Here is a 12,076-nt window from a genome sequence, read left to right on the forward strand (position 1 = left end):
AAACGGTTTGAAAAGCCCGGTAGTGCTTCAACCAACGGAACGGATGTGTAAAAAAAGAAAAGTTGCTTATGTCACCTAATAATAACTAAAGGGTGCAGATGGATTTCTCCAGGCTGCACCCTTTTTCAATTTTCGAGAAGTACCCTAATTAGGCCTCCATTTTTTGATTCCAGGTCTCAGTGATAGGCCTCCCGACTTCAAATCTGCAGTTCTCAATCGAAAACGTTTAATTTTTACCTTTAATCATGCGGCTTTTTACTCGAATGATCTGCCAAAAAGGCACCATTTTCCGTCTTTTAACTTCGATGACCCACTTCCGAACTCCAAGCTTCCGGTTCAGAACCTGACAGGCCGAGTTCCGAAGTACTCCCCCCCACTTCGGAAGTACCCCTTTCAAATGAGCTGGCCCGTGATTTTCGGTCAAAATGTCAGCAATTTTTATTTTTCTCCGGAAAATTCCCATTTTTGGGTGAAAATCTGAGCTTCCGAACTTCAAAGGGGTACTTCCGAACCGCAACGTTCGAGTTCCGAACCTCAAGCTTGTCAGTTTGAAGTCCCTCCCCCCACTTCGGAAGTGGGGGGAGGGACTTCATAAGTGGAGGGGGGTACTTGTGAAGTACCCCTAGTGATTTCGGAAGTATGACTTCTTCAAATTTTACTATCCGGTATAACCTCTCCATCAGATTTTTTTAATAGCCGGATTAGGTTTCCCGAAAGCCAACCCTACTCATTCAAGAAAAATGCACTATATTGTTCGTGTATCCGGTTAAGGATTGAAACCTGGTACAAGCGGGTGCTTATCTAATTACCCATGTTGCGAAAAACCACTACCATTCCCGAATCATAGGGTATTTCTTGCAGAAAAGTAACGGGATATCCCTAGCTCAAAATCTTATAAATGGGGGTTATTTGCTTATTTTGGGTGGATAAACCTGATTTTCGTCAGTGATATAATACGTTGAACAATTATGGACAATCAATTAGCAAAAATGGTTAAAATGTTAATGCTATGGCTCGCTAAAAATGAGATTGATGGCGATACTACATTTTATACAATAGAAGAATGGAAAGAAAGGAAAGAGCCTTATCACAATGATTCCGAATTCGTAATTGCGACAGAAGGAGGTCTTAACTTTATACTTAATTATGGAGACCCAGATGAATTTTATGATTTAGTAGAATCATTTGGATATTATTTTGAACTTGGACATTCTTGGAATTTGGGTTTTTATAAAATCGAAGAAGAGCAAGTTACTCAAGTAGGGAAAAGTTATATTCAGAAACTCAAGGACAAAAGATGGCAAAACAAGAGGTATGCTATTTTGCAAAGAGCCAAGAATAAATTTGAAGATTGTAATTCTACTTTAAATTTAGAAATTCATCATTGTTATTATCATTACGGATTTGAGCCATGGGAATATCCGATTGATTCTTTAAGATGTCTTTGTAGGAACTGTCATAATAAAAGAGGTCATACAGAACATATTTTAAGAGGACATTTAGCTTCATTAAAAACCTCCGAATTGGATGCGTTGATTAACTTAGTTTCATCTGGATTATATTGGTATCATAGGAAGGATGTATTTGAATTTATAAGTACGTTTAAATATGACCAAGCTGAGATGAAGGAACTTTTTTCTAAAATATTGAAAAACAGACTAAGCCAACAGGAATAACTGCGCCAAAACCTTGTGGGTCAGTGTAAAAAGCCGAGCCGCAAAGTGGCACATTTAGTTTTTGCCAACGCTCGGACAGAAAAACGAACAGAAAAAACTAAATTAACCGACTGAAACGAAAGACATAGAGTAAATGGAGATAAACAGACTGAACCCAAGAAAGGCACTTAACAAAGCCTTTTTGAAAGTAAAACCAAACAGGACAGAAATCGAAGGTTTCAAGACGAATCTTATCCAGCTACTCGACCGGATTAATGATGCAGAATCGGAGGAGTTTCATAAGAATTTAGTTTCAGACTTTTTAAAGGATACCTATTACAAACAAAACCATTTCATAAACACCAAAGGGCGAAATGACCTTGTAATTCACAACGGAGATAAAGCTACAAGCACGGTTGGAGTAATCATTGAAGCCAAAAAGCCGACCAACAAAAGTGAAATGGTAACGGCTGAAAAGCTGAACACAAAGGCTTTTCAGGAATTGGTGCTTTATTACCTCAGAGAAAGAATTGCGCAAAACAATCTTGAAACCAGGCATTTGATTATCACAAATATCAATGAATGGTTCATTTTTGACGCAACCACATTCGACAGACTTTTTGCCCAAAACAAAAAGCTCGTTAAGCAATTTCAAGACTTTGAAGGTGGCCGAATGGCGGACACCAAAACGGATTTTTTCTACAGGCAAATTGCGGAGCCATTTATCGCAGAGATTAAAACTGAAATTGAATTTACCTACTTTAATTTACAGGATTATCAAAAGCCACTTCGTAATAATGACAAATCGGACGACAACAAACTGATAGCACTTTTTAAGGTCCTATCACCCGAACATCTTTTAAAACTTCCATTCACCAACGATAGCAACAGTCTTGACAAACGCTTTTATAGTGAGCTACTGCACATTATCGGTTTGACAGAAACCAAAGAAGGAAGCAAAAAACTGATTGAGCGAAACAAAGCAGGTGAACGACACACGGGAACCATCCTTGAAGATGCTATCATTCAGCTTGATAGTTTGGATAAAATCAGCCGTTTAGAACGACCAAGCCAATTTGGAAACACCCAGCAGGAAAAACTTTTCAATGTAGGACTTGAACTATCCATCACCTGGATTAACAGAATCCTGTTTTTGAAATTGATGGAAGCCCAACTTATCACCTATCACAAAGGCGATAAATCGTATTCGTTTCTCAACCTTGACAAGATCAAGAATTATGACGACCTGAATAGCTTGTTTTTTCAGGTATTGGCACGGAAATATGACGAGAGAAACGAAGATGTAAAACAGCTTTTTGAAAAAGTTCCCTATCTAAATTCTTCACTTTTTGAGCCCACTGAAATTGAACAAGTAACTTTATTCATCAGCAATTTAAAAGATGATAAAACCATTCCTATCATTTCGTCAACCGTGCTGAAAAATGAGCAAGGGAAGAAAAGAACAGGAAGTTTAACCACGCTCCAATACCTTTTTGAATTTCTCAATGCTTACGATTTCAGCAGTGAAGGCTCAGAAGAAATTCAGGAAGAAAACAAATCACTTATCAACGCCTCCGTTCTTGGGTTGATATTCGAGAAAATCAACGGCTACAAAGACGGTTCGTTTTTCACTCCAGGTTTCATCACCATGTATATGTGCCGTGAAACCATTCGCAAAGCGGTTGTGCAAAAATTCAATGAATACTGTCTGAACCATCCTTTACATGATTTTAAGATTAATAGGATTGAAGATGTGTATGAGTTAATTCCGCAAAAGATTTCAAGGAAAAAGGCCAACGACATTGTCAACTCATTAAAAATATGTGACCCTGCTGTGGGTTCGGGCCACTTTCTCGTTTCGGCATTGAATGAGATGATAGCGGTGAAAAATGATTTGAAAATATTGGAGGACAAAGAAGGCAAATCGCTGCACCGCTACGAAGTGGAAGTAGTAAATGATGAATTGATTGTAACAGACGAAGAAGGAGAACTTTTTGACTACAATCCCAAGAGCAAGGAAAGCCAACGTATTCAGCAAACACTCTTTCACGAGAAACAAACCATCATTGAAAGTTGCCTTTTTGGTGTGGACATCAATCCGAACTCTGTAAAAATTTGCCGTTTGCGTTTATGGATTGAGCTTTTGAAAAACGCTTATTACAAAAACGCTACGGAACTCGAAACGCTTCCAAATATTGACATCAACATTAAGTGCGGTAATTCCTTAGTGAGCCGTTTTGACATTGATGCCGACTTGAAACAAGCCTTGAAAAAAGGAAAGGGGCCGGCCTCCCGCTGGACGATTGACACCTATAAAATTGCCGTTGACACTTACCGAAATGCTGAAAGCAAGGAACAGAAAAGAGAAATGGAAAAACTGATTGCCGACATTAAATCGGATTTCAGAAGTGAAATTTCTTTGAACGACCCAAAAGTAAAGAAGCTACGCAAACTATCGGGCGACTTGTTTACAATGACTAATCAGACACAACTTTTTGAAATGAGCAATAAGGAAAAAGCCGATTGGAATAAAAAAGTGGAAGCTCTCACCAAAGACACCAAAAAACTGGAAACCGAAATTGAAGAAATAAAAGCCAACAGGATTTTTGAAAATGCTTTTGAGTGGCGTTTTGAATTTCCCGAAATTCTAAATGATGATGGCGATTTTGTAGGCTTTGATGTGGTGATTGGTAATCCACCCTATGTTTTCACAAGGGGCAATGAGTTCGCCAGTATTAAGAATTTTATTTGGGAAGCCTACCCATTAAATCAAGGAAAAATTAACCTTTATAGTGTATTTCTAGAATTAGGTCTACAAAAACTACTTAAACCAAATTGTTACCTAAGTTTTATTACTCCTGAGACCTTTATTCGAACAAGCACCTATGCTGGTATTAGAGAATATGTAGTTCGCAATAACCAAATTCTATCTTTGGATATATACGGGATAGGTGTTTTTGAAGGTGTAACAGCAGAAACAATTACATTTTTTATTAAGAAAACAACTCCGAATAATAATGTTATTGCTGTTACCAAATTCAACGACCAAAGGGATAAAATTAATTACCAAGTTAATCAAGATTTTTTCTTAACAACTCCTGAATTTCGGTATGTATATAATTCTTCAATAAGTGATAAAGAGTTATTCGAAAAATTATTTAACAATTCAACCCCATTAGGTGAAATCGTTGATGTTAGGAATGGAGTTGCAACTAAATCGGGCAAAAACGATTTTATATCAAAAATTAAGGAATCTGAAAAGTATAAAAAACTACTTGAAGCTCCAGAAATCTCCAGATACGGGTTCAAATGGAAAGGAAACTATATAAACTACGATAAAGAAGCTTTACATCGACCTCGGAAAGAAGAAACATTTTTAGCCAAGAAGATTTTATGTCAAAGAGTTTCTCCAAAATTAGTTTGTTGTTTAGATGATGAGCAATACTATACTTTTAATTCAATTAATAATTTAATTCTCATTAATGAAGATTTTTCCCTTGAGCAAATAGTGGCCTTTTTAAATTCAAAGCTTATAAATTATTACTATAAAAAAATGTTCTCTATGGGAGCTGAGTTTACAATAACAGTTACCAAAGAAAATTTATCAGTAATCCCTATTAAAAATATCGATAGCAGCTTTAAGGTAAAACTGGAAACAATAGTCAAAGAAATAATAACTATCAAAAAAAATAAGCCAAATGCTAGTATATCCGAATTAGAAAACCAAATAGACCAATTGATTTACCAACTTTACGACTTGACCGAAGATGAAATAAAAATTGTGGAGAGCTGATGATTGATGACAAAATTTTAGATGAAATGAATTTGCCTTGGGCAAGTTCTAATGAGACATTGGAAATAATTTCCACTAATTATTTTCTTCCTCTATTTAACCCTGATTTTTTTCTAATCCGCCCTGAAGCAGAAAGAGATAAAGGAATTGACCATCATATTGAAATAAAAAAAGGTAACAAATACTTAAATTTTCGTTTTGTCATTCAGCTTAAAGCCACTGATAGTAAAGGTTTCAACAATGACGGAAGTATAAGTCTTCAACTTGATACAAGTAATATCAATTATCTTTTAAATAACCCAATGCCCGCTTTTTATGTCCTGTTTTTTAAAGAAACAAATACATTTTATTATGAAAGCATAAATGATTTTGCTCAATCACTTTATAAAAAGGATGCTAATTGGAATACACAGCCCAGTCACGTATTACGTTTTTTAAAACCTTTTAATGAATCAGCGATTGAAGAAATATTTCAGCTTACGTTAAAGAAAGGAAAGTTTCAAAGAACAATTAATGAAAAGGTAATTGCACAATCAATAACCGTCAACACAGGTGACAGAATTCTAATCGACAACGATTTAAATGTTTCAGACGATAGCGAAATACGGAAATTAATTGAAGGTATTGGACTAGAAATAATCAATGAGGGCAAATGGAAGGATATAATTTTTGTTCACAAAAAAGCATCGGGAAATGTCGCTTCAACCTCAAAGTACAACCTTGTTTTAGGAATTGCCAATTATTATAGCGGGAATTTAATGGATGCTCTTTCATTTTTTAGAACTGCTGCTAATCTTAAATCTGAATTGACAGAGGATTTAAAAAATCACCTTTTATTTTTTGAGGCCACAGTTAAATATTCAATCGGTTTAATATCAAACGCAGAGTATGAAAGCAAAATGCAGCAGTTAGAAAGTGCTGATAATGTTGGACTTTATATTAAGTTAGAAAAGGCTAAACGGAAATATATTGAATCACTTAACATCAATACAAAGGACCGTTACGAAAACTTTGTCTCTGACATTAATGCGATAATTACTGACCCAAAAGCAAACGATAGTATCAAACTCAATGCAAAATGTGAGTTGATTCTATTCGAGGGTTATAAAAACAATATGGAGTATGTAAAAGGTGTTTCAATGATTAATGCCTTCGAAGAAAGTATTGGTCCAAATATTCAATTGAGAGTTGATTCTGCCAAAAGATTTATATCAGCCAATGAAACTTGGTTTAAAAATGTACAGCAATTAAAGGAGGATGCCATTAATACCAAAAATCACTTCGCTTACTACATTGCTATTATCAATGAAGTTAAAGTTTCTTATGAATTTGAGGTTTATACTGCAAATGTTTTTATAGTCCAAGATACAGCGGAATTTCCAAAACCTGAAATTCCCAATAAAGAGCCATTCTTTGAAAGAATGCTAGAAAAAATATCGAAAGCTGTTAGCTACTTCTATCATATAGGACACATAGAAAATACTGTTGTGGCACTATCAACAAAATATGAGATACTTCACTATCTGAATCGTATCGAAGAATCTAAAAAAGTTCTATACGATCTTGAATCAATCATTGAATCATTTGATTTAGTAGATCAGAGGAAGAAATTGGAGATACTAAAAAATAACGGAGCAACTCACCAACATTTTAAGGTGTGGATGGATAAAATATTCAGTGAATCAGAGGCTAAAAAAGGGGAGTATGATAAAATGAGAAGCGAAATGATAAAAATGGATGAGAAAGAGAGTACAATCATAAAGAAGCCAACTACGAAAAACTTGCACATTCATTTATTTCCAATTGGTTACTTCCAATTTCCAATGGCACAGAAAGAAAATGTTTACGAAATTTTAAATCTTACACAGGAAGCAAAGAATAGATTTGATGAAATGTTTAAAATGGTAATACCAGTTGCTAACATTTGTTATATTCCAATTTCACAAGAAGGTTATGTTGATGGCAAACTTGGAGACACAGGAATAGAGGTTTGGAGAAATATATTTCGTATCCGAAAATCATTTTATGAAAACAAATATTATAGATACGAACCGAATTTATAAAAATATTAATGACAGGATTTGACGACATATTTAAATCGGCTCAATGGCATCAAAGCATTCAGAAATCTTTAGGGCTTAGTTCTCAAATTTCGGAAATGCTAAAAGCACAAGAAAGCATTACCAAAAGCTTAAGTAGCGTTAATATGTTGGCTGAAATTGCAAAAAGTATGCAACATCAAAAAATGTTTGCAAGTCCTACTATTTCAGCGATTGAAGCAGTGTCAAAATCAATAAGCCATCAATCAAAGTTTGCAATCCCACGGACTGCAATTGATGCAATCACATCTATAAACAGACAACATGAGCAACTTTTTGGAAACCTTAGAAGCATAACAGAAGCACTAACAAAAAATCAATCTGCATTTTCTCAAATTAATAGTTGGCAATTTGCCATTAGTGGCATTTCAGGACAATTGGCTGCAATAGCAGCATACCAGCAGAAATGGGATTTAATAGATGATTTTGAAGATATTACAGAAGAAGCCGTTTTATTAAACGAAAGACTCTATAACGAAAACGGTGTTTCAAAAGAAGGTTTAATTGAGCTTAAAGAATTTTTCCAACGAATAGAGATTAAGGTAAACAAAATTGATGCAGATGCCAATTCTGTGTTTTGGAAATTAATCACACTATTAAGCATAATACTCGCATTTACAAGTGAAATAAGAAATTGGTTACCCAAACCAGAGTATGCTACAAAACAAGAAGTTGAAACCGTAATAAACGACCAGTTCAAACTATACGAGAGTAAACTTAAAGAAGAAAAGAAGATTAGAATTACCGAGAGACAGTGCAAGGTATTGATAAAGCCAAAAATGAAATCAGTCGTAATTTAAAAATTGCCGTGTGGCTTTGAAATTGTTGTGTTACAGGTAAATCATAAATGGGTTTACGTAAGCTATTTTAGCCCAAAAGACAACTTGCCACAAACAGGTTGGATAATGAAAAAATATTTGAGCAGACCCTAGTAAAAAATCAAATGATAGTATCAAAAATTGAAAACCCTTTTTAAATATCGCCCACTTTCAGAATTTCTTTTTAAGGAGCTTTACTATCAAGAGTTGTATTTCGCTTCCTACTTTGAATTGAACGACCCACTTGATTTGTCGGCCCGTATTGAATTTAGTTGTGAGAAATCCGAACAAGTAGAATACCTGATTTATTTTCTTTTTAAGACAACCCTATCGCTCACTGATGCATTAACTGAAAACCAAAGGCAGAATAACAAGGATTTACTTGCATTTAATGACAACAAATCAAAAGTTACGGAATTTCGGGAAACAATTTTTGAAAGTATAAACCATCTCAAAGATGAAAGAGAAAGAATTTGGGATATTGATATTGAAAGTATTATTGTATCAGCGTCACAGAAACACAATCTCGACTTTCAATTTGATTTAGATAATTTTAGGAATGAATTAAGACGAATAACTTCCAAATTTCTTGAAAACAGCTATGCCACTTGTTTTTCAGAAAGCAATGATGATTTTTTAATGTGGTCGCACTATTCCAGCAAGCATTCAGGAATTTGTTTAGAATTTGCTTTAGAGAACTCAGGTCTTTTTCCTTATATCGGAAGACCTCAAAGGAAATTGGATTACGAAAAACACAAAGAAAGGCTATCAAAATGGGATTTAGAAACCCATATGTATTGGGATAGAATCCGAAAAGTAAATTATGAAAGCGAACAGCCATTCATTAATTTTTTTGAGTTCTCGCCAGTATTTGCAAATGAATACGATTGTGATTTAATAGCTCTTTCAAAACCTTGGACACATCATTTTGCACATCAACTTGAATTAGTTTTCTCCACCAAAACCGCTCCTTGGAAATATGAAAAGGAATGGAGAGCGATAGACATAAATTTTGGAAACCCTCAAGAACCAGAAGAAAGAATAAGACATTATCCACATGAAAGCCTGAAAGCTATCTATTTCGGTATGCGGACTCCTGAAAATATAAAGAAAAGAATCTTTCACATTTTTGATAAGCAACGAAAAGAACTGCAATACTTTGAATGTAAACCGACAAACGGGAAAGACTTAGAATTTATTGAATGGGAATATTATGAAGAATAAGCCGACGCTCAACAGCCAAACACATAATAATGCCATACTTCTGTTTACATAGAAAACACAAGCTCGATGAAACGAAAACCTTTAAGCATTAGGGTATTCAAAAAGTCACCAGGGACTGCGACGACACCTAAAGGTTGATAAGTAGGTAGATTTGTTTTTGAAAAAAGCTGTATACTGTCAACGGTTTTCGGCTTTGCAGTTGATTGAAAAACCTTTTTGCTCCAAAACACAACGGCATTGGTTTCAAAAAGGACCCTTGACAAAACAATATGTCGGCAAAGAATGCAAGGCAGTTAAAATAGAAATGTTGGTTTTTAGGATAGCGAAGTTAATAAATCCGTGTAACTATCCAAATTTTTTTGTGGATAAATTTTTGTTTTATATCTATTTTGCAAAAAGGCTTTACACGTAAGTGCCCATTTTCAGGACTGGAATCAATCTTTTTCAATTCTGGATGTATCCGGAACGATTTCATCCGTACAAAGGAACAGGCTGCTGAATTGGGTTGCTATTGAATAGATGAATGGGATTATTAATAAGCAATTTGCCATAAAAATGGTACTTTTGGAATAGGTAAAAAGACATGCATAAAAGTAGGCGTTGCCTTATGAAAATTGAAAGCATTAAGTTAAAAAATTACAAGGCCTTCGAAAAGGTTGAATTAGCTAAATTGCCTGATTTGGCAATTTTTGTAGGGGCAAATGGTGTAGGAAAGACCACTTTATTTGATGTCTTTGGCTTTCTAAGTGATGCATTACGAAACAACGTCAGGCAGGCTTTGGCCCGTCGGGGAGGCTACAAAGAAGTATTAACCCGGGGTAAAAAGGGGCCGATTGAAATCGAACTTCAATTCAGACTGGATATTGCTAAAGTAAACAGGCTGGTTACCTATAAGCTTGAGATAACGGAAGAAGAAGGAAAACCGGTGATCCTTAGGGAAGTTCTGAGATACAAAAGGGGGAAATTTGGTTCGCCTTTCCATTTTCTGGATTTTGCCAGGGGAGAAGGATTTGCGATCACCAACGAAGAGGATTTCGACAAAAAAGATGAGGAACTTGACAGGGAACAGCAAAAATTAGGTTCGGCGGATATACTTGCCATCAAGGGATTAGGCCAGTTTGAACGGTTTAAAGCCGCCAATGCTTTCAGGGAGTTTATTGAAAATTGGCATGTTTCTGATTTTCATATTTCAGATGCCAGAGGAAGTAGGGTGGCAAGCTATGCGGAACATCTCTCTCAAACAGGAGATAATCTACCGATCGTTGCTCAGTTTATGTTTGAAAACCATACTGAAATTTTTCAGATGGTACTCGATAAAATGAAACAACGGGTCCCCGGAATTCAGGATATATCGGCAGAATCGACAGTGGATGGAAGAATCGTCTTGCGGTTCAAAGATGGGTCATTTAAAGACCCATTCATTTCAAATTATGTGTCCGACGGAACCATAAAAATGTTTGCCTACCTTATTTTGCTTTATGATCCAAATCCGCATCCTTTATTATGCATTGAAGAACCTGAAAATCAACTCTACCCCTCGCTACTTACCGAATTGTTGGAAGAATTCCGGCTTTATGCAAAAAAAGGGGGGCAGGTTTTCGTCTCCAGTCACTCCCCGGATTTATTGAATGCTGCATCGATAGAGGAAGTTTTTTGGCTGGTAAAAAAGGAAGGGTATACAAAAATCAACAGGACCTCCGAATTTCCGGAAATCGTCGCCTTGTTTAAAGAGGGGGATAAGCTTGGCTATCTCTGGAAGGAAAACTATTTTGTAGGAAGCAATCCGTTCTAACCGTTCTAATTAATGAGGAATTATAGAATTGAGATTTTTACCGAGGAGCGATCCATGGAATATTTCCTGCGAGGGCTATTACCCCGAATTCTTCCACCTGAAATTAAATTGGATGTAAATTGTTTTATAAGACCCCATGAGGGGAAAAGTGATTTAAAAAAATCCCTAAAGAATAAAGTCAGGGCATTTCCACATTTCCCGAATCATGTTAAATTATTAGTTATCCATGATCAGGATGCCAATGATTGTGAAAAATTAAAAGAGGAGTTACGATCCGTTTGCTCCGTATTAAATTCCAATGATTTTGTTATTAGAATTGCCTGTAGGGAACTGGAAAACTGGTATTTGGGAGATTTAGCTTCCGTCGAAGAAATCTATCCCGAGTCAAAGGCAAGTCGATTAACTAATAAAGCAAAATTTAGGACCCCCGATAATTTAAATGGCTCGGTGGAAATGAATTTACTGACAAGCAATTTCTCTAAATCCCATGCATCCAGAGAACTAGGAAAAATTATTAACCTGGAAAATAACAGGTCATTGAGCTTTCAACATTTGATTTCGGGGGTTTTAAAAATAGTATCACAACGTTAAATATAAGTTCCTTCCCTTTGTGGAGAAGGTGATGGAATATGCGCAGGAGGACGGACAGTTTTTACCCCCTTTTCTGGATTTAGAGGAAATGGATAAGGACTGGA

At 35.6% G+C, this 12,076-nt stretch carries 7 protein-coding genes; all 7 read left to right on the top strand.

Features of this window, described 5'->3' with window-relative positions; translation table 11 throughout:
- Window positions 1-968: 968 nt before the first annotated feature.
- The 7 genes from GJQ68_RS22740 (at window position 969) to GJQ68_RS22770 (ending at window position 11,972) form a co-directional block, all read left to right on the top strand.
- Window positions 969-1,676, top strand: coding sequence for a GNAT family protein (locus tag GJQ68_RS22740; protein ID WP_162419564.1), 708 nt, complete (start codon window positions 969-971; stop codon window positions 1,674-1,676).
- Window positions 1,677-1,809: 133 nt separating this feature from the next.
- The gene (locus tag GJQ68_RS22745) at window positions 1,810-5,448 is read left to right on the top strand and encodes a DUF7149 domain-containing protein (RefSeq protein WP_162419565.1); all 3,639 of its coding nucleotides are present in this window, start codon (window positions 1,810-1,812) and stop codon (window positions 5,446-5,448) included.
- A complete protein-coding gene (locus GJQ68_RS22750) occupies window positions 5,448-7,511 on the top strand; it encodes a DUF4365 domain-containing protein (RefSeq protein ID WP_162419566.1) in 2,064 nt (687 codons plus the stop codon). Before GJQ68_RS22745 ends, GJQ68_RS22750 begins: the two co-directional genes overlap by 1 nt.
- Window positions 7,512-7,519: 8 nt before the next feature.
- A complete protein-coding gene (locus GJQ68_RS22755) occupies window positions 7,520-8,347 on the top strand; it encodes a hypothetical protein (RefSeq protein WP_162419567.1) in 828 nt (275 codons plus the stop codon).
- A 159-nt stretch (window positions 8,348-8,506) separates the two neighbouring features.
- Window positions 8,507-9,589 (top strand): DUF2971 domain-containing protein, encoded by a 1,083-nt coding sequence (locus GJQ68_RS22760; RefSeq protein WP_162419568.1) that lies wholly within the window; start codon window positions 8,507-8,509, stop codon window positions 9,587-9,589.
- Window positions 9,590-10,196: 607 nt separating this feature from the next.
- Complete coding sequence (locus GJQ68_RS22765) at window positions 10,197-11,381, top strand: AAA family ATPase (protein ID WP_162419569.1); 1,185 nt, start codon at window positions 10,197-10,199, stop codon at window positions 11,379-11,381.
- Window positions 11,382-11,393: 12 nt separating this feature from the next.
- A complete protein-coding gene (locus GJQ68_RS22770) occupies window positions 11,394-11,972 on the top strand; it encodes a DUF4276 family protein (RefSeq protein ID WP_162419570.1) in 579 nt (192 codons plus the stop codon).
- The last annotated feature ends 104 nt before the right edge of the window (window positions 11,973-12,076 follow it).

It is taken from the genome of Cyclobacterium roseum, from assembly GCF_010119225.1.
GTDB lineage: Bacteria > Bacteroidota > Bacteroidia > Cytophagales > Cyclobacteriaceae > Cyclobacterium > Cyclobacterium roseum.